Annotated in this window: 16 protein-coding genes; 9 read left to right on the top strand and 7 right to left on the bottom strand. The window is 56.8% G+C overall.

Going from position 1 to position 19,279, the window contains the following annotated elements; all coding sequences use genetic code 11:
- Positions 1 to 133 precede the first annotated feature (133 nt).
- On the bottom strand, positions 134 to 1,021 hold the full coding sequence (locus RYB66_RS08310) for a lysophospholipid acyltransferase (protein ID WP_005743949.1): 888 nt from the start codon (positions 1,019 to 1,021) through the stop codon (positions 134 to 136).
- Positions 1,022 to 1,059: 38 nt separating this feature from the next.
- Complete coding sequence (locus RYB66_RS08315; RefSeq protein ID WP_005743950.1) at positions 1,060 to 1,611, bottom strand: DNA-3-methyladenine glycosylase I; 552 nt, start codon at positions 1,609 to 1,611, stop codon at positions 1,060 to 1,062.
- 80 nt (positions 1,612 to 1,691) lie between these two features.
- Here RYB66_RS08315 and glyQ point away from each other — a divergent pair, with 80 nt between their 5' ends.
- From glyQ to RYB66_RS08335, 4 genes are read left to right on the top strand one after another with little or no spacing between them, the layout of a single operon-like run.
- Positions 1,692 to 2,639 carry a glycine--tRNA ligase subunit alpha gene (gene glyQ, locus RYB66_RS08320; protein WP_002551326.1) on the top strand — a complete coding sequence of 316 codons (948 nt, stop codon included), beginning with the start codon at positions 1,692 to 1,694 and terminating at the stop codon, positions 2,637 to 2,639.
- On the top strand, positions 2,636 to 4,690 hold the full coding sequence (glyS, locus tag RYB66_RS08325) for a glycine--tRNA ligase subunit beta (RefSeq protein WP_002551325.1): 2,055 nt from the start codon (positions 2,636 to 2,638) through the stop codon (positions 4,688 to 4,690). The genes glyQ and glyS overlap by 4 nt, the downstream gene beginning before the upstream one ends.
- Before the next feature lie 10 nt (positions 4,691 to 4,700).
- Positions 4,701 to 5,255 carry a D-glycero-beta-D-manno-heptose 1,7-bisphosphate 7-phosphatase gene (gene gmhB, locus RYB66_RS08330; RefSeq protein ID WP_005743953.1) on the top strand — a complete coding sequence of 185 codons (555 nt, stop codon included), beginning with the start codon at positions 4,701 to 4,703 and terminating at the stop codon, positions 5,253 to 5,255.
- Between the two features lie 57 nt (positions 5,256 to 5,312).
- Positions 5,313 to 6,083 carry a lysophospholipid acyltransferase family protein gene (locus RYB66_RS08335; RefSeq protein ID WP_005743954.1) on the top strand — a complete coding sequence of 257 codons (771 nt, stop codon included), beginning with the start codon at positions 5,313 to 5,315 and terminating at the stop codon, positions 6,081 to 6,083.
- A 587-nt stretch (positions 6,084 to 6,670) separates the two neighbouring features.
- Here the strand turns inward: RYB66_RS08335 and RYB66_RS08340 are convergent.
- The 5 genes from RYB66_RS08340 to dnaA all read right to left on the bottom strand — a co-directional run bounded on the left by RYB66_RS08340 (position 6,671) and on the right by dnaA (position 14,531).
- Entirely contained in the window at positions 6,671 to 7,996 is a 1,326-nt protein-coding gene (locus tag RYB66_RS08340) for an NAD(P)/FAD-dependent oxidoreductase (protein WP_005743955.1), read from the bottom strand.
- A gap of 309 nt (positions 7,997 to 8,305) precedes the next feature.
- Positions 8,306 to 10,723: a DNA topoisomerase (ATP-hydrolyzing) subunit B gene (gyrB, locus tag RYB66_RS08345; RefSeq protein ID WP_010199585.1), complete on the bottom strand. Its 2,418-nt coding sequence runs from the start codon at positions 10,721 to 10,723 to the stop codon at positions 8,306 to 8,308.
- A gap of 4 nt (positions 10,724 to 10,727) precedes the next feature.
- A complete protein-coding gene (gene recF, locus RYB66_RS08350) occupies positions 10,728 to 11,831 on the bottom strand; it encodes a DNA replication/repair protein RecF (RefSeq protein WP_005730098.1) in 1,104 nt (367 codons plus the stop codon).
- A 22-nt stretch (positions 11,832 to 11,853) separates the two neighbouring features.
- Positions 11,854 to 12,957 carry a DNA polymerase III subunit beta gene (dnaN, locus tag RYB66_RS08355; protein WP_003367826.1) on the bottom strand — a complete coding sequence of 368 codons (1,104 nt, stop codon included), beginning with the start codon at positions 12,955 to 12,957 and terminating at the stop codon, positions 11,854 to 11,856.
- A gap of 38 nt (positions 12,958 to 12,995) precedes the next feature.
- A complete protein-coding gene (dnaA, locus tag RYB66_RS08360) occupies positions 12,996 to 14,531 on the bottom strand; it encodes a chromosomal replication initiator protein DnaA (protein ID WP_005744955.1) in 1,536 nt (511 codons plus the stop codon).
- Positions 14,532 to 15,114: 583 nt separating this feature from the next.
- Here dnaA and rpmH point away from each other — a divergent pair.
- The 5 genes from rpmH (at position 15,115) to mnmE (ending at position 19,048) form a co-directional block, all read left to right on the top strand.
- Positions 15,115 to 15,249 carry a 50S ribosomal protein L34 gene (gene rpmH / locus RYB66_RS08365; RefSeq protein ID WP_002551315.1) on the top strand — a complete coding sequence of 45 codons (135 nt, stop codon included), beginning with the start codon at positions 15,115 to 15,117 and terminating at the stop codon, positions 15,247 to 15,249.
- A 16-nt stretch (positions 15,250 to 15,265) separates the two neighbouring features.
- Positions 15,266 to 15,667 (top strand): ribonuclease P protein component, encoded by a 402-nt coding sequence (rnpA, locus tag RYB66_RS08370; protein WP_002551314.1) that lies wholly within the window; start codon positions 15,266 to 15,268, stop codon positions 15,665 to 15,667.
- A complete protein-coding gene (gene yidD, locus RYB66_RS08375) occupies positions 15,660 to 15,905 on the top strand; it encodes a membrane protein insertion efficiency factor YidD (RefSeq protein WP_002551313.1) in 246 nt (81 codons plus the stop codon). Before rnpA ends, yidD begins: the two co-directional genes overlap by 8 nt.
- 2 nt (positions 15,906 to 15,907) lie before the next feature.
- Entirely contained in the window at positions 15,908 to 17,599 is a 1,692-nt protein-coding gene (gene yidC, locus RYB66_RS08380; protein WP_005781340.1) for a membrane protein insertase YidC, read from the top strand.
- 78 nt (positions 17,600 to 17,677) lie between these two features.
- A complete protein-coding gene (mnmE, locus tag RYB66_RS08385; RefSeq protein ID WP_005781342.1) occupies positions 17,678 to 19,048 on the top strand; it encodes a tRNA uridine-5-carboxymethylaminomethyl(34) synthesis GTPase MnmE in 1,371 nt (456 codons plus the stop codon).
- The last annotated feature ends 231 nt before the right edge of the window (positions 19,049 to 19,279 follow it).

Genomic DNA, 19,279 nt, shown 5'->3' on the forward strand with positions numbered 1-19,279 from the left:
CGCTCTGCGTCCGATCTTGAATGCGCGGCGCAGCGCAAATCTGTGACGCGGAGCGTCACGCACGGCATTCCCACGCTGGAGCGTGCGGAACGATAATCTCGACTATCGTGCGGCGCTCTGCGTCCGATCTTTCCTAGTACCAGCGCGCTTCGCCTGCCGGGCGTTTCTTGAAGCGTTTCATGGTCCACATGTACTGGCTCGGGTAGGCCCGCACGTATTTCTCGACCACTTTGCTCATCGCCGCTGCCGAGGTTTCGGTGTCGGTGCTGTACATGGCTTCAGGGGCCGCTTCGAGTACCACTTTGTAACCCGAGCCGTCCGGCAGGCGCATGGCGTGCAGGAACACACCCACTGCCTTGCCGCCCGCCAGCATGTTCGGCACAAACTTGCTGGTCAGGGCCTGGGTGCCGCAAAAGGGTACGAAGATACCCGCAGACTCAGCCGGCTCCGGGTCGGCCGGAATACCTACAGAACCGCCTTTGCGCACTTCCTTGATGACACTGAGAATGCCTTCCTTGGTCGACGCCGCCACCCGGTTGCCCAACTGCACACGCTGCTTGCGCAAAAGGTCGTCGACCGCCTTCAGCTTCGGTGGACGATAGAAAATGATCGGCTTGCACTGGCTGCAATAGAAGTGATTAAGCACTTCCCAGTTGCCCAGGTGGCTGGTGATGCCAACCACGCCCTTGCCGGACGCCAGCGCGTCCTTGAGCACATCAAGCCCTTCGACTTCACGCACCAGGTTGATCGATTTCTGCGCAGGCCAGATCCACGCACAAGCGCTTTCGGTCAAGGTCTTGCCGATGTCCATGAGGCTGCGGCCAACGAGCTTTTCCAGCTCGGGCTCGCTCAACTCGGGGAAGCACTTGGACAGGTTGATCCGTACCACTTCGCGCGAACGGTTGGGCAACTTCCACATCAGCCAGCCAATCGTAGTGCCTGCCCATTGCACCGCGCGCCACGGCAACAGCGCAAACAATCGCAACGCCCCGACCATTACGGCGCCTTTGAACTTATCCACAGATGACTCCCAGATTCTCGAGGCGGGTAGTGTAACCGTCAGCGGCTCAGGATCGCATACCGATCACAATCTACAGTGTGATCCATGACCATACCGCTGGCCTGCATATACGCATAACAGATGGTCGGGCCGACAAACGTGAAGCCGGCCTTTTTCAGCGCCTTGCTCATCGCTTCGGCCTCGGCGGTAATCGCCGGAACTTCGCTGCGATCCTTGAAATGGTTGATCTTCGGCTCGCCACCGACAAACGACCAGAGCAGACCGACCGGGTCTTGCAGCGCCAGCCAGGCCCGCGCATTGGTGCGCACGGCCTTGAGCTTGAGGCGATTGCGGATAATGCTCGGATCGAGCATCAGCGCCTCTATTTCGGCATCGCTCAGCTGCGCCAGGCGCTCGACGTCAAAGCCGTGCAGCACTTCGCGATAACGCGCCCGACGCTTGAGAATCGTGATCCACGACAACCCGGCCTGGAACCCTTCGAGCAAAAGCAACTCGAAGAGCTTCTGCGCATCGCGCAGCGGCACTCCCCACTCCTGATCGTGATAAGCGATGTACAGGGGGTCTTCGTTGCACCAAAAGCAGCGTGTCATAGGGCTCCCAAGGAGTGGACGTGCGGCCGAATCGGGTATACTCCCGCTCTTTGAATCGCAGCCCAGCACAGGTGAAATTTGTGAGCCAGCCTACGCCAGCCGTGCGTACCTTCCAAGACTTGATCCTCGCCCTCCAGCAATACTGGGCAGAACAAGGTTGCGTGGTACTTCAGCCCTACGATATGGAAGTAGGCGCCGGCACGTTCCACACTGCCACGTTTCTGCGCGCCGTAGGCCCGGAAACCTGGAACGCCGCTTACGTACAGCCAAGCCGTCGTCCGACTGACGGCCGCTACGGCGAAAACCCGAACCGCCTGCAGCATTACTATCAGTTCCAGGTGATTCTCAAGCCCAACCCGGACAACTTCCAGGAACTGTACCTGGGTTCGCTCAAGCACATCGGCCTCGATCCGCTGGTGCACGACGTGCGCTTCGTCGAAGACAACTGGGAATCGCCGACGCTGGGCGCCTGGGGTCTGGGCTGGGAGATCTGGCTCAACGGTATGGAAGTCTCGCAGTTCACCTACTTCCAGCAGGTCGGCGGTCTGGAGTGCTACCCGGTTACCGGCGAAATCACTTACGGCCTTGAGCGTCTGGCCATGTACCAGCAGGGCGTGGACTCGGTCTACGATCTGGTCTGGGCTGACGGCCCTTTCGGCAAAGTGACTTACGGCGACGTGTTCCATCAAAACGAGGTGGAACAGTCGACCTACAACTTCGAACACGCCAACGTCGACAAACTGTTCGAACTGTTCGATTTCTATGAGAGCGAAGCCGCACGTCTGATCGAGCTGGAGCTGCCGTTGCCGGGCTATGAAATGGTCCTCAAGGCCTCGCACACCTTCAACCTGCTGGATGCCCGCCGCGCGATTTCCGTGACCGCGCGTCAGCAATACATCCTGCGCGTACGCACGCTGGCCCGCTCGGTGGCTCAAGCCTACCTGCAGGCCCGCGCCCGTCTCGGTTTCCCGATGGCGCCGCCCGATCTACGCGATGAAGTGTTGGCCAAGCTGGAGGCAGCGCAATGAGTGCTCAAGATTTTCTGGTTGAACTGGGCACTGAAGAACTGCCACCCAAGACCCTCGTTTCCCTGGCAGATGCATTTCTGGCCGGTATTGAAAAAGGCCTGTCGGGCGCAGGTCTGACCTACAGCGCCAAACAGGTCTACGCTGCACCGCGTCGCCTGGCAGTGCTGATCACCGCGCTTGCCACACAACAGCCGGATCGCAGCGTCAACCTCGACGGCCCACCGCGTCAGGCAGCCTTCGATGCGGACGGCAACCCGACGCAGGCAGCACTGGGCTTCGCCAAGAAGTGCGGCGTCGACCTGAGCGAAATCGATCAGAGCGGCCCGAAACTGCGCTACAGCCAGACCATCCTTGGCAAGCCGACCACGTCGCTGCTGCCAACCATTGTCGAAGACTCGCTGAACGACCTGCCAATTGCCAAGCGCATGCGCTGGGGTGCCCGCAAGGAAGAGTTCGTGCGTCCGACCCAGTGGCTGGTAATGCTGTTCGGTGATCAGGTGGTTGACTGCACGATCCTCGCCCAGAGCGCGGGTCGTCATTCTCGCGGTCATCGCTTCCATCACCCGCAAGACGTGCGTATTTCTTCGCCTGCCGGGTACCTCAGCGACCTGCGCGCCGCGCATGTGCTGGCCGACTTCAATGAACGTCGGCAGATCATCAGCAAGCGCGTCGACGAGCTGGCCACCCAACAGGAAGGCACCGCCATCGTGCCCCCAAGTCTGCTGGACGAAGTGGCCGGTCTGGTCGAATGGCCGGTTCCGCTGGTGTGTTCATTCGAAGAGCGCTTCCTGGAAGTCCCTCAGGAAGCCTTGATTACCACCATGCAGGACAACCAGAAATACTTTTGCCTGCTGGATGCCGAAGGCAAGTTGCTGCCGCGCTTTATCACCGTGGCCAACATCGAGAGCAAAGACCCGGCGCAAATCGTTGCCGGTAACGAGAAGGTGGTTCGTCCACGCCTGACTGATGCCGAGTTCTTCTTCAAGCAGGACAAGAAGCAGAAGCTGGAAACCTTCAACGATCGCCTGAAAAACGTCGTGTTCCAGGCGCAATTGGGTAGCGTGTTCGACAAGGCCGAGCGTGTCTCGAAACTGGCCGCCTACATCGCCCCACGCATCGGCGGCGACGCCCAGCGTGCTGCACGGGCTGGTCTGCTGTCCAAGTGCGACCTGTCGAGCGAAATGGTCGGTGAGTTCCCGGAAATGCAGGGCATTGCCGGTTACTACTACGCCAAGGCGGACGGCGAGCCTGAAGATGTCGCGCTGGCGCTCAACGAGCAGTACATGCCACGTGGCGCGGGCGCCGAACTGCCGACAACGCTGACTGGCGCTGCGGTGGCCATCGCCGACAAACTCGACACGCTGGTCGGTATCTTCGGTATCGGCATGCTGCCCACCGGCAGCAAAGACCCCTATGCGCTGCGTCGTGCTGCATTGGGCATCCTGCGTATTCTGATCGAGAAGAAGCTCGACCTGAATCTGGTAGAAACGGTGAAATTCGCAGTCACGCAGTTTGGCGCGAAGATCAAGCCTGCCGGTCTGGCGGAGCAGGTACTCGACTTTATCTTCGACCGTCTGCGCGCGCGTTATGAAGACGAAGGCGTCGATGTGGCTGTGTACCTCTCGGTACGTGCGCTGCAACCTGCTTCGGCGCTGGATTTCGATCAGCGTGTTCAGGCGGTCCAGGCTTTCCGCAAACTGCCACAGGCCGCTGCACTGGCCGCGGTGAACAAGCGCGTATCGAACCTGTTGAGCAAGGCCGAGGGCAGTATTGCCCAGACCGTCGAGCCCAAGTATTTCGACAACGCCAACGAGTTTTCGCTGTACTCGGCTATTCAGCAGGCTGACCACGCGGTCCAGCCGATGGCTGCCGAGCGTCAATACAGCGAATCGCTGGCGCGTCTGGCGATGCTGCGTGAGCCGGTCGATGCATTCTTCGAAGCGGTAATGGTCAACGCGGAAGACGCCAATGTGCGCGCCAACCGCTATGCCTTGTTGTCGCGTTTGCGCGGCCTGTTCCTTGGCGTTGCCGATATCTCGCTGCTGGGCTGAGAAGGGGTCGATGGTGAAACTGCTGATACTTGATCGAGACGGAGTCATCAACCATGACTCCGATGCTTACATAAAGTCAGTGAAGGAGTGGGTGCCCATTCCCGGCTCGATCAAGGCTATCGCAGATCTGAGCAAGGCCGGCTGGACGGTGGCCGTCGCCACTAACCAGTCGGGCATTGCCCGAGGTTATTATGATCTGGCCACGTTGGACGCCATGCATGAGCGCTTGCGCAAGCTGGTGGCAGAGCAGGGTGGCGAGGTCGGTTTGATCGTCTACTGCCCGCATGGGCCAGACGATGGCTGTAGCTGCCGCAAGCCCGAACCCGGCATGCTGCAGGCCATCGTCACTCATTACGCAGTAGACCCCAAAGGTCTCTGGTTCGTGGGCGACAGTAAAGGTGACCTACAGGCCGCTTTGGCCGTCGATTCTCAGCCTGTGCTGGTGATGACCGGCAAAGGTCGTAAAACGATGGAAGGCGGAGTGCCGGCAGGCACGTTGATTTTTGACGATCTGGCGGCGGTTGCCGCAGAACTTATCCACAACAGCGCTTCACTGAACAGTTAGCTAGTCAGGTTCAGGACGCTCAAGGAGCGGGCACCTGCCCGTACGGTAAACGTAACTATGTCGATCATGCAGGCAATCAGGACCTTCGTCTTTTACCTGTTGCTGGGCACCAGCTCTTTGCTGTGGTGCACATTGAGCTTTTTCATTGCGCCTTTTCTGCCGTTCAAAGCTCGCTATCGCTTCATCAACGTCTATTGGTGCCGCTGCGCCATCTGGCTGACCAAGGTGTTCCTGAACATCCAGGTTGAAGTGACTGGCGCAGAAAACGTACCGAAAACGCCCTGCGTAATCATCTCCAACCATCAGAGCACCTGGGAGACCTTCTTCCTGTCGGCGTACTTCGAGCCGCTGAGCCAGGTCCTCAAGCGTGAGTTGCTCTACGTGCCGTTCTTCGGCTGGGCCATGGCGATGCTGCGCCCCATTGCCATTGACCGCGATAACCCTAAAGCCGCACTGCGGGAAATAGCCAAGAAGGGCGACGAGTTGCTCAAAGATGGCGTCTGGGTATTGATCTTCCCGGAGGGCACACGCGTGCCTTACGGACAGGTCGGAAAATTCTCTCGCGGCGGTACTGCGTTGGCGGTAAACGCTGATCTGCCAGTCCTGCCTATCGCTCACAACGCTGGCAAATACTGGCCTCGGGATGGCTGGGCGAAAAAGCCAGGCACTATTCAGGTAGTGATTGGCGAACCGATGTACGCAGAAGGTACAGGCCCGCGCGCCATTGCTGCGTTGAATGACCGTGTACAGGCCTGGAATGAGGAAGCACAGCGCGCGATGGGCTCGCCTGTTACACCAGCAGCAAGTCCTGAAAAAGTGCCAGCGTGATTTTGTGGATAACCTGTGTACGGTTTTTCTGAAATCCGCCAAAAAGCTTGGCTAACTCTTTAATTCGTATACATATTTTTTCAGGCTATAAAAACCGGAAAAAAGTGCATAAGTTTTGGTGATGTATCAAAAACCGACCTCAAAAAGGTCGGTTTTTTTTGCGTGGGCTAACGCCCGAGGCGAAGCCGATTTCAGTCAGGCCAACGTACCGCTCCAATATTTCTGAAAGGGCAGAAGGGGTATGTCCCGTTCACTCTGGCTGCAACTTTCCCTCAAAAGATGAGTTTCTGATAAAGAAAGCAGATCTGCTTTCAGGGATGTAGACCGTAACGTGTGTAGGGTAGTGGGCACCTAATTCCGGACACAGCGTTAGTTTCTTCTCGGATTAAGCGGTTGCCTGGTCCGTTATTGAAAAGGGTGGCCGGATCCATTAATGCGTCGAATAGTCACTAATGTCCCAAAGCTGTGGTGTTCCACGTGGAACACCGGTCGCAAGTTTTCTCAGCTTCAACACGCACACAGTTGTTGAGGGTGACCACGTCGATGTAAGCACGGCAGTCGCTGTGGAACGTCGCTCCTCGTTTCACTCAGAAATCTGCCACCTTACCCCATGCTGAACCGTGGAAACGGTCTGGGTGATAAGGTTTAGGATCAACGATAGGGGCGACACCACTGACAATGTCAGCGATCAGATGACCTGCTCCTGGTCCAATACCGAAACCATGGCCGCTGAATCCGGCGGCGAGGACGAGGCCGGGCAGGCTGGCGATTTCACCGATCCCGGGCACACCATCAGGTGTGCTGTCGACATAACCAGCCCAGGCTGCGTTGACCGATGATTGCTTGAGAGCGGGGACCATCGCCACCGCGCGCTTGTAGGTCAACTCCACCGCAGAGGTATCTACCTTGGGATCGAGTATGCGCATCTTCTCCATAGGTGTCGGTTGGTCGAGACGCCACTTGCCACGGCCCTCGTGACCTGAGCGCAAGCCTTCCAGACCTCCCGGCGCCAGATTGCGCCAACGGCGCCCAAACATGGGCAGGAACTGCGCAGCAAACCCGAACAACTGTGGGGTAGGATCAACCCTTCCACGGCCACTGATTGCCAGAGTGTAGCTACCGTCATGACGGCGAGTCATGGAAACATTTGAAGTATGCAATGCTGGCACCAACTCACCGGTCGGCGGGGACACTGACATTACCGTCTGGCGAATAGTGGCTTGGGGAAAACTGATACCGTACTGGCGACAGAACGAAGAAGCCCATGCGCCTCCGGCAAGTACCGCGAGCCGGGTACGAATGGTGCCGTGCTCGGTGACCACGGCAGACAATCGCCCACCTTCGGTTTCCAGCCCCCGAGCGGCGCAACCTTGATGCACGGTGCCGCCAAGCGCCATAATCGCTCGCGCAACAGCTGGTGCTGCACGAGATGGATCGGCAGTACCATCCGTAGGCGCATAGACTCCGCCCTTCCATTGCTTGCCTGTAGCCTTGCCGCGTTCAGCGGCCTGCTGGGCGGTCAACATGTAAGTCTGGACACCTACAGTACGGGCAAATTCTCCCCAGCGCGCCCATCCCGCAAGTTCTTTCTCGTCGTTGCTCAAGTAAAGCAGGCCACAGCGGGTGAAGCCTGTCTGCTCGCCGCTCTGCTTGGCAAACTGCTCCCACAGGTCCAGACTTTTGGTTGCCATCGGCAGCTCCCGGGCATCCCGATTCTGCTGCCGGCACCACCCCCAATTACGACTCGATTGCTCGGCACCGATACGGCCTTTTTCAACCAGAGCGACCTTCATGCCGCGCAGGGCGAGGTAGTAGGCGGTGAAGCTGCCTATTATGCCGCCGCCAATTACAACTACATCCGCCTCCAAGGGAAGCTTGGGGGAGGTCTCGACGGGGATCAGAGGTGCGGGCATTTTTGCTATTCCTGCCAATATCGTAGTGATACGTGCAGCCTTGAGCGGCTGCGATATTGATCAGGTTAATCGCTCAGCGAAATCATCTGCGCTGAAGTTCTCCGCGCAAACGTACGGATCGACTGTTTTGGCCACTCTAAACGGCAGATTCATTCAACGTTCATCGTGGCCAAGTCCATAAGATCGTTACGACACAGGATAGGCCTGAAAGACACTCAAATGAAAAAGGCCAACCCTGGGGTTGGCCTTATCAAGCCGAAATCACCATGGAGGGATAACGGCTAGCTTTTCTGTGAAGCTACACGTCCATCAGAAGTCCAGGTTGGACACTGCCAGCGCATTGCTCTCGATGAAGTCACGACGTGGCTCAACCGCATCACCCATGAGGGTGTTGAAGATCTGGTCAGCGCCAATGGCGTCTTCGATCGTCACTTTCAGCATACGGCGCACACTTGGGTCCATCGTGGTTTCCCACAATTGGTCCGGGTTCATTTCACCCAGTCCTTTGTAGCGCTGGATGGTGTGGCGCTTGGTGCTTTCGGCCATCAACCAGGCGAGGGCTTCCTTGAACTCGGTGACAGGCTTCTTGCGCTCGCCACGTTGTACATAGGCACCTTCTTCCAGAAGTGTGCTGATCTGCAGTCCCAGAGCGGTAACGGTCTTGTAGTCATTGCTGCCGAAGAAGTCACGGTTGAAGGTGACGTAGTTCGACAGACCATGAGAGATCAGTTCTACCTCTGGTAGCCAGACGTTACGTTCACGGTCTTCACGCAGGCTGGCCTTGTAGACCAGACCCGATTTCTCGCCGGTGCGCAGACGCGCGTCGAACAGTGCCAGCCAGGCCTGCATGCCCTCGTGGTCGGAAAGTTGCTCCAACGAGATCGGCGGCAGGTAGACGAAGTGTTCGGTCAGTTCCTGTGGATAAAGACGCGACAGACGCTTGAGAGTCTTCATGACCATGCGGAAGTCATTGACCAGTTTCTCCAGCGCAGTACCAGAGATGCCCGGTGCCGATTCGCTGAGGTGCAGGCTGGCGTCTTCGAGGGCCGATTGGGTCATGTACTCTTCCATGGCCTCGTCGTCCTTGATGTACTGCTCCTGCTTGCCTTTCTTGACCTTGTACAGCGGTGGCTGAGCGATGTAGATGTAGCCACGCTCGATCAGCTCAGGCAACTGACGGAAGAAGAAGGTGAGCAGCAGGGTACGGATGTGCGAGCCGTCGACGTCAGCATCGGTCATGATGATGATGTTGTGATAACGCAACTTGTCGATGTTGTACTCTTCACGGCCGATGCCACAGCCCAGCGCGGTGATCAAAGTGCCCACTTCCTGGGAAGAGATCATCTTGTCGAAACGCGCTTTTTCAACGTTCAGGATCTTGCCCTTGAGTGGCAGGATCGCCTGAGTTCTACGGTTACGCCCCTGCTTGGCTGATCCGCCAGCAGAGTCCCCTTCCACCAGGTACAGTTCGGAGAGGGCAGGGTCCTTCTCCTGGCAGTCGGCAAGCTTGCCCGGCAAGCCAGCGATATCCAGTGCACCTTTGCGGCGAGTCATCTCGCGAGCCTTGCGCGCTGCTTCGCGGGCACGGGCTGCGTCGATCATCTTGCCAACGACGGCTTTGGCTTCGTTCGGGTTTTCCAGCAGAAAGTCGGAGAAGTACTTGCCCATCTCCTGTTCCACTGCAGTTTTGACTTCGGACGAAACCAGTTTGTCCTTAGTCTGCGAGCTGAATTTCGGATCAGGTACTTTGACCGAAATGATCGCAGTCAAACCTTCACGCGCATCGTCGCCGGTGGTCGCGACCTTGTGCTTCTTGGCCAGACCTTCCTGCTCAATGTAGTTGTTCAGGTTACGCGTCAACGCGGAACGGAAGCCCACCAAGTGAGTACCGCCATCACGCTGCGGAATGTTGTTGGTGAAGCACAGCAGGTTCTCGTTGAAGCTGTCGTTCCACTGCAGGGCAATTTCGACACCGATTCCATCATCACGCTGGATGTTGAAGTGGAACACTTCGTTGACCGGCGTCTTGTTGGTGTTCAGGTATTCAACGAAGGCACGCAGACCGCCTTCGTATTTGAACAGCTCTTCTTTGCCGCTGCGCTCGTCCTTGAGGACAATGCCAACACCGGAGTTCAGGAAGGACAGTTCGCGAATCCGCTTGGCCAGGATGTCCCAGCTGAAGTGGATATTCTTGAACGTGTCAGCAGAAGGCTTGAAGTGGATCTGAGTGCCCGTGGTGTCACTTTCACCGACGATTTTCATCGGTTCCTGTGGAACACCATGCACGTAGGTCTGTTCCCAGATCTTGCCGCTACGACGAACCGTCAGCAGCAGAAGTTCTGAAAGGGCGTTAACAACCGACACACCTACACCGTGCAAGCCGCCGGATACTTTGTAGGAGTTGTCATCGAACTTACCGCCAGCGTGGAGCACGGTCATGATGACCTCGGCTGCCGACACGCCTTCTTCTTTATGCACGTCTACCGGAATACCGCGGCCGTTGTCGCGCACGGTGATAGATTCGTCTGGATGGATGATGATGCTGATGTCGTCGCAATGGCCTGCCAATGCTTCGTCGATCGAGTTATCAACCACCTCGAACACCATGTGGTGCAGACCGCTGCCATCGTCTGTATCACCGATGTACATTCCGGGACGCTTGCGTACGGCATCAAGTCCTTTCAGCACCTTAATGCTGGACGAGTCGTACGTTTGGTTTTCGCTCATGCAATCACTCCCGATGGTCGTGGGTCTGGGTGATACGGCCTTGTTCCACGTGGAACAAAGCGACTGGCGTTTCCGTCTGCCAGCCTTCCCTCAAAAATTCTTGATCTACACAGGTGATAAACACCTGGCAGCGTAATTCTTCCAGCAAGCGGCAAAGCGCGCGTCGATGGTTGTCATCCAGTTCGGAGGGCAAGTCATCCACCAGGTAAATACACTGGCCGCGACGGACCTGGCTGACCAAGTGTCCCTGAGCAATACGCAATGCGCAGACCACCAACTTTTGCTGACCGCGAGACAATATATCCGCCGCGTTATGAGCGCCTAATCTAAGGCGCAGGTCAGCTCGTTGTGGTCCAGCCTGGGTGTGGCCCATTTGCTGATCACGATGCAGGGAAGAGGCGAGCACTGTACTCAGCTCTTTTTCCTTGTCCCATCCTCGGTAATAGCTCAGGGTCAAACCTTCAAGCTCAACAAGTTCGCTCAAAGTCTGTTCAAAAACGGGCTTCAATGCCTTGATATAGGCGCGACGGAATTCATCTATTTCGTCACTTGCCGAGCACAGCTCTCGGTCCCATGCCGCCTGTGAAGCGGCGTCAAGTGTACCATGCCGAAGCCACGAGTTTCGCTGCTTGAGGGCCTTCTGCAGGCGCTGCCAAGTGACCATGAAGCGAGGTTCCACGTGGAACACTCCCCAATCCAAAAACTGCCTGCGTATCTTCGGAGCACCTTCCAGCAATCTGAAGCTGTCCGGATTGATCAGTTGCAGCGGCAATATTTCAGCAAGCTGAGCGGCACTTCTCGCATTCTGCCCGTCAATACGAATCTGGAATTCGCCTTGTCGGTCGCGCGAAACTCCGAGATTGCTGTGACCACCTTGCGCAAGATCGACCTGTCCGAAGACGGTGCAGGAGGGCTGCTCGTACTGGATGACAGGAAGCAGTCGACTGCTACGAAACGAACGCGCGATCCCCAGCAGGTGGATGGCTTCCAGAACACTGGTTTTGCCACTGCCGTTTGCGCCGTAGAGGATATTGATACGCGGGGAGGGGGAGAGGGTCACCGGGTGCAGATTGCGCACCCCGGTGACCGAGACGCGACTAAGAGACATCTAGGTTGCGCTGGACATGAAGTTACAGACGCATCGGCATGACAACGTAGGCGGAATCGTCGTTATCCGACTCTTGCACCAAGGCGCTGCTATTGGAGTCCGACAGAATCAGACGTACCTGCTCGGTCGTCATCACACCCAACACGTCGAGCAGATAGCTCACGTTAAAACCTATCTCCAGCGAATCGCCGTTGTACTCGACGCTGATTTCTTCCTCTGCCTCTTCCTGCTCTGGGTTGTTGGCCTGAATTTTCAATTGACCACTGGCCAATTGCAGGCGGATACCGCGGTACTTCTCGTTGGACAGAATTGCGGTGCGACTGAACGCTTCGCGCAATGCCTGACGGTCACCCAGCACCAGTTTGTCGCCGCCTTTGGGCAACACGCGCTCATAATCCGGGAATTTTCCATCGACCAGTTTGGAAGTGAAAGTGAACTCGCCGGTAGTCGCGCGGATGTGATGCTGACCCAGAACGATGCTGACCATACCGTCCTGCTCAGTCAGCAGGCGCGCCATCTCGAGAATGCCTTTGCGCGGGACGATCACCTGATGACGATCGGCATGTTCGATATCGGCAGACATCGAGCACATCGCCAGGCGGTGACCGTCAGTAGCGACGGCGCGCAAAATACCGGCACTCACTTCAAGCAGCATGCCGTTGAGGTAGTAGCGAACATCCTGCTGGGCCATCGCAAAGCTGGTGCGTTCAATCAGGCGGCGCAACTTGCTCTGCACCAGATTGAAGGTCAACGAGCCCGGGCCTTCTTCCACTGTCGGGAAATCATTGGCAGGCAACGTGGACAGAGTAAAACGGCTACGACCTGCCTTGACGATCAGCTTCGAGTCATCGAGTTTGATATCGATCAGCGCGTCATTGGAAAGGCTTTTGCAAATGTCCATGAGCTTGCGCGCAGGAACCGTGATTTCTCCAGGTTCGGCGGGCTCTTCCAGCTGGACGCGGCCAACCAGTTCGACTTCCAGATCCGTACCGGTCAGCGACAGTTGCTGACCTTCGACGACCAGAAGCACATTGGAAAGAACCGGCAAGGTCTGGCGGCGTTCTACCACGCCGGCGACCAATTGCAGGGGTTTCAACAGGGCTTCGCGTTGAATGGTGAAATGCATGGTCTAGTCCCTTGCCTTAATAAGCTGCACTGGCGTTATCACGTAGTCAGAGTGCGCAGCAGGTTCTTGTAGTCCTCGCGGATATCCGCATCGGATTCCTTGAGCTCGTTGATCTTTCTGCAGGCGTGCAAGACAGTCGTATGGTCCCGACCACCAAATACGTCACCGATTTCCGGGAGACTGTGGTTGGTGAGTTCCTTGGAAAGCGCCATTGCAACCTGGCGAGGCCGGGCAACAGAACGGGAACGACGCTTGGACAGCAGATCGGAGATCTTGATCTTGTAGTACTCGGCGACAGTACGCTGAATGTTATCCACACTCACCAGCTTGTCCTGCAACGCCAGCAAATCTTTCAGCGATTCGCGAATCAGTTCGATGGTGATGTCGCGGCCCATGAAGTGCGAGTGAGCGATGACACGCTTGAGCGCGCCCTCCAGCTCTCGAACGTTGGAGCGAATCCGCTGGGCAATGAAGAACGCCGCGTCATGAGGCAGATCGACCTTGGCCTGATCCGCTTTCTTCATGAGGATAGCCACGCGGGTTTCCAGCTCCGGAGGCTCGACAGCAACTGTCAGACCCCAGCCGAAACGCGACTTGAGTCGTTCTTCAAGGCCTTCGATTTCTTTCGGATAGCGGTCGCTGGTCAGAATGACCTGTTGCCCGCCCTCCAGCAGCGCGTTGAACGTGTGGAAAAACTCTTCCTGTGAACGTTCCTTGCGAGCAAAAAATTGAATGTCATCGATCAGCAATGCATCGACTGAACGGTAAAAGCGCTTGAACTCGTTGATTGCATTGAGCTGCAAGGCCTTGACCATGTCTGCGACGAAGCGCTCCGAGTGCAGGTAAACAACCTTGGCGTTCGGATTCTTCTTCAGCAGGTGGTTACCCACAGCATGCATCAAGTGGGTTTTACCAAGACCTACACCGCCATAAAGGAACAGCGGGTTATAGCCGTGCTTGGGATTATCGGCAACCTGCCAGGCTGCAGCGCGTGCCAGCTGGTTGGATTTACCCTCGACAAAATTCTCGAACGTGAACGTGCGGTTCAGGTAACTGGTGTGCTTGAGCGCGCCTTCGACCTGCACGGTACGTTGCTCCGCACGAGCGGGTGCCTGTTGCGAGCTGGCACCAGCCATTGGGTCGAAGCTGTCGCGTGAAGGCTCATCGTGTGCTGCAACGTTCTGAACCGGTGCAGGCACCGCGACAGGAGCAGCCGGAGCAGCCATGGCGGGTGCAGACGACGAGACGCTGCTGACCGAATTGGCAGACAGCGCCTGGGACGCCGCGGCAGCTAATGGCGCATTCGGAGCGGCACGCGGTGCAGAGCTGCGCTTGCTTCCTATTAATAAGGAAAGGGCAGGCGCCATGCCTTGGCCATGCTCGCCAAGAAGCTCCAGCAAACGGCCGAGGTATTTTTCGTTGACCCAATCGAGAACAAAACGATTCGGTGCGTACACACGCAACTCGTCGCCTTCGGCTTCGACCTGTAGCGGACGGATCCAAGTGTTGAATTGCTGGGCAGGCAGCTCATCGCGCAAAAGCTCCACGCACTGCTGCCAAAGTTCCACTGACACGGATATCCCCTGAGTTGAAAGCCGGTGAGGCAAAAACAGCCGCCATTGTAACGATCCGCAGACGACTTATCCACATGTAGGTTGCTCACAGGCAGCTATAAATCAAAGATTTATGCAGTGGTCACACGACAAACGGTCAAATCGTGAGCTCTGTGGATAACCCCTCTTCAGCCCATTGCATAAGTCAGGGTTAAACTCTGTGCATAACTCGCCTGTGGATAAAACCGCATTCCATGCACAGCTTTTCCGACCGTGTGGCACAGGCAAAGCACCGGCTCTGGACAACCTTTCTTTTCGCTGTACACATTGAATTACAAGGGCTATAGGATGTTATCCACAGAAAACAGCTACGTAAGAGTTATAAGCTTTATAAAGAAGCTTTAAATACTCTCTTCTTTTTATTTCTATAACTGACACGAGCCCGACTGCTCCAAATCGAGTGCCAGCGGGAAATTACCTATAAAAGACGCGTATGAAGAAAAGCTGGTTGGAAATTGACCTGCGGGCCTGCTTTCTCTAGAATCCCCGGTCTCTTAAAACGGGGGCCATTCCGGCCCGTAGTGGACGAACCAGGTAACACGCCATGAAACGTACTTTCCAACCCAGCACTATCAAGCGCGCCCGCACCCACGGTTTCCGTGCACGCATGGCCACCAAAAACGGCCGCGCAGTCCTTTCGCGTCGTCGTGCCAAAGGCCGTAAGCGTCTGGCAGTTTGATAAATCGGCACAGGAGGTGAGTCGAGACTTCAGTCGGGAAAAGCGTTTGCTGACTCCCCGGCATTTCAAGGCAGTCTTTGACTCCCCTACCGGCAAGGTTCCGGGGAAAAATCTCCTGCTCCTTGCGCGCAACAACGACCTTGATCATCCCCGTCTGGGGCTGGTGATAGGTAAAAAGAGCGTCAAGCTCTCCGTCGAGCGCAATCGCTTGAAACGCCTGATGCGCGAATCATTTCGCCAACACCAAGACAGTTTGGTCGGTTGGGATATCGTTATCGTCGCGCGTAAAGGTTTGGGTGACGTAGAAAACCCTGAACTGATTCAGCATTTCGGCAAGCTCTGGAAACGTCTGGCGCGTAGCCGACCCATTCCGGAAGAAAAATCCGAACCTGCAGGGGTAGACAGTCCAGATGCGTAAACTGGCACTCGTTCCGATCCAGTTTTATCGCTATGCCATTAGCCCGCTGATGGCCAGTCACTGTCGTTTCTACCCCAGTTGCTCCTGCTACGCGTATGAAGCCATCGAAAATCATGGCCTTTTGCGCGGTGGCTGGCTGTCAATTCGTCGCCTGGGTCGCTGTCACCCATGGAATCCCGGTGGTTATGACCCGGTTCCAGCTGTCCCCACCTCCCGTTCTTCTTCGATGGCCGAGTAATCATGGATATTAAACGCACGATCCTGATCGTCGCCCTGGCAATCGTGACCTACGTCGGGGTTCTGAAATGGAACCAAGACTATGGCCAGGCTGCCATGCCGACCCAGAATGTTGCAGCCAGCACCACCGCACCGGGTATTCCGGACACGGCCGCTGGTACTAATGGTTCTGCAAGTGCCGATGTTCCAAGCGCAAGCGCTACGGCCAATACGGCTGCAGCACCTCTTGAAACTCCGGCCGTAGCCAGCAAAGACCTTATCCACGTCAAGACCGATGTGCTCGATCTGGCGATCGATCCGGTGGGTGGCGACGTCGTTCAGCTTCGTTTGCCTCTGTACCCGCGTCGTCAGGATCGTCCTGACGTTCCGTTTCAGTTGTTCGACAACGGCGGCGAGCGTACTTTTCTGGCACAAAGCGGCCTGACCGGGACCAATGGTCCTGATGCACGCGCTGCCGGTCGTCCGGTTTACACCTCCACACAAAAGACTTATCAACTGGCTGACGGCCAGGACACGATGGTCGTGGATCTGAAATTCTCGGAAAACGGCATCAACTACATCAAGCGCTTCACCTTCAAGCGCGGTCTGTACGATCTGGTCATGACTTACGTTGTGGATAACCAGAGCGCACAACCCTGGGCCGGTAATCTGTTCGCGCAATTGAAGCGTGACGCCAGCTCCGATCCTTCTTCGACGACTGCTACCGGTACGGCCACCTATCTGGGTGCTGCCCTGTGGACGGCGGCCGAGCCGTACAAGAAAGTGTCGATGAAAGATATCGACAAGGGCCAGGTCAAGGAAACTGTCCAGGGCGGTTGGGTGGCATGGCTGCAGCACTACTTCGTGACTGCGTGGATTCCGGATCACAACGCCACCAACGCTGTTCAGACCCGCAAAGACAGCCAGGGCAACTACATCATCGGCTTCACCAGCCCGACTCTGTCGGTTGCACCCGGTGCACAAGGTGAAACCAGCGCTACCCTGTATGCAGGTCCAAAAAGCCAGGCGGTACTCAAAGAGTTATCCCCAGGTCTGGAGCTGACCGTCGATTATGGTTTCCTATGGTTCATTGCCCAGCCTATCTTCTGGCTGCTGCAACATATCCACGCCATTCTCGGTAACTGGGGCTGGTCGATCATTGTTCTGACCATGCTGATCAAAGGCCTGTTCTTCCCGTTGTCCGCAGCCAGCTACAAGTCGATGGCACGCATGCGCGCCGTGGCTCCCAAGCTTGCACTGCTGAAGGAACAACATGGCGATGATCGCCAGAAGATGTCCCAGGCAATGATGGAGCTGTACAAGAAAGAAAAGATCAACCCGCTGGGTGGATGCTTGCCGATTCTTGTCCAGATGCCGGTTTTCCTTTCGCTGTACTGGGTACTCCTGGAAAGTGTGGAAATGCGTCAGGCTCCCTGGATCCTGTGGATAACCGACCTGTCGATCAAGGACCCGTTCTTCATCCTGCCGATCATCATGGGCGCGACGATGTTCATCCAGCAGCGTCTGAACCCGACTCCGCCGGACCCGATGCAGGCCAAGGTCATGAAAATGATGCCAATCATTTTCACGTTCTTCTTCCTGTGGTTCCCTGCCGGTCTGGTTCTGTACTGGGTTGTGAACAACACCCTGTCGATCGCTCAGCAGGCTTACATCACTCGCAAGATCGAAGCGGCTACCAAGAAAGCAGCTGCCTGATCTAACCTGTGAATAAGTTCTACAAGACGCCCCCTCGTGGGGCGTTTTGCTATCCGTCATTTGTCCGGGAGCCGGAGCATGAACGTTCCTCGTGAAACCATTGCCGCCATTGCCACAGCCCAAGGGCGTGGTGGTGTCGGTATCGTCCGGGTGTCAGGTCCTTTGGCCAGCAAGGCTGCTGAAGCCATTATTGGCCGGACGCCAAAGCCACGATTTGCCCATTACGGGCCTTTTGTCGACGAAGCCGGACAGACCCTCGATGAGGGGATCGCGCTGTATTTTCCGGGGCCCAACTCATTCACCGGCGAAGACGTACTTGAGCTTCAGGGCCACGGCGGCCCCATCGTTCTGGACATGCTGCTGCAGCGCTGTCTGCAATTGGGTAGCCGCCTGGCACGGCCGGGAGAATTCAGTGAGCGTGCGTTCCTCAATGACAAACTCGATCTTGCCCAGGCAGAAGCCATCGCTGACTTGATTGAGGCAAGTTCTGCACAGGCAGCGCGCAATGCACTGCGCTCGTTGCAGGGCGCTTTTTCGCGGCGTGTGGATAACTTGACCGAGAAGTTGATCAGCTTGCGCATCTATGTGGAAGCTGCAATCGACTTCCCCGAGGAGGAAATCGACTTCCTTGCCGATGGCCATGTCCTGAATATGCTAGATGACGTGCGTGCTGAGTTATCCACAGTGTTGCGTGAAGCGGGGCAGGGTGCCCTGTTACGCGACGGGATGACCGTTGTGATTGCCGGGCGTCCCAATGCAGGCAAATCCAGCTTGCTGAATGCTCTGGCGGGCAGAGAAGCGGCCATCGTCACCGAGATCGCCGGCACTACGCGCGATGTGTTGCGTGAACATATCCACATCGACGGGATGCCGTTGCACGTCGTAGACACAGCAGGCCTGCGTGATACCCAGGATCAGGTAGAAATGATCGGCGTGCAGCGCGCACTCAAGGCCATCGGTGAAGCTGACCGGATTCTGCTGGTTGTGGATGCAACGGCACCCGAGGCTGCCGACCCGTTTGCTCTGTGGCCGGAGTTCCTTGAGCAACGTCCGGATCCGGCGAAAGTCACGCTGATCCGCAACAAGGCAGATTTGAGTGGAGACCACATTGATCTGCAAACCAGCGTAGATGGCCACGTCACTATCAGCCTGAGCGCCAGGTCAGGGGGCGCGGGGCTTGAACTGCTGCGTGAGCACCTCAAGGCCTGCATGGGCTATGAGCAAACCTCGGAGAGCAGCTTCAGCGCACGTCGACGCCACCTTGAGGCACTGCGCCATGCCAGCGACTCGCTGGAGCACGGCAGGGCTCAACTCACCTTGGCAGGTGCTGGAGAGCTACTGGCCGAAGACCTCCGTCAGGCACAACAAGCGCTTGGCGAGATTACCGGCGCATTCAGCTCAGACGACTTGCTTGGCAGAATCTTCTCCAGCTTCTGCATTGGCAAGTGACTACCGCTGAATGAAGTCAGGCGTGACCCGCACCGGGGTCATGCCTTTTCAGGCATCACAAGACGCTTTTTAGCCGCGTCGTTATCCACACGGTCTGCCATTTCCCCACTACCGCTCCCCACATGCTGAATTTGCCGAACAAAAATCCTCGGCGAAGCGATTTTCTGCGCCTGATTTTTGCTGACTGGGCGTTTTTATGCGGATTAAGCCCTGTGAATAACTGCCCTTCAG

This window comes from Pseudomonas syringae group sp. 243L2 (assembly GCF_032587875.1).
Taxonomy (GTDB): Bacteria; Pseudomonadota; Gammaproteobacteria; order Pseudomonadales; family Pseudomonadaceae; genus Aquipseudomonas; species Aquipseudomonas amygdali.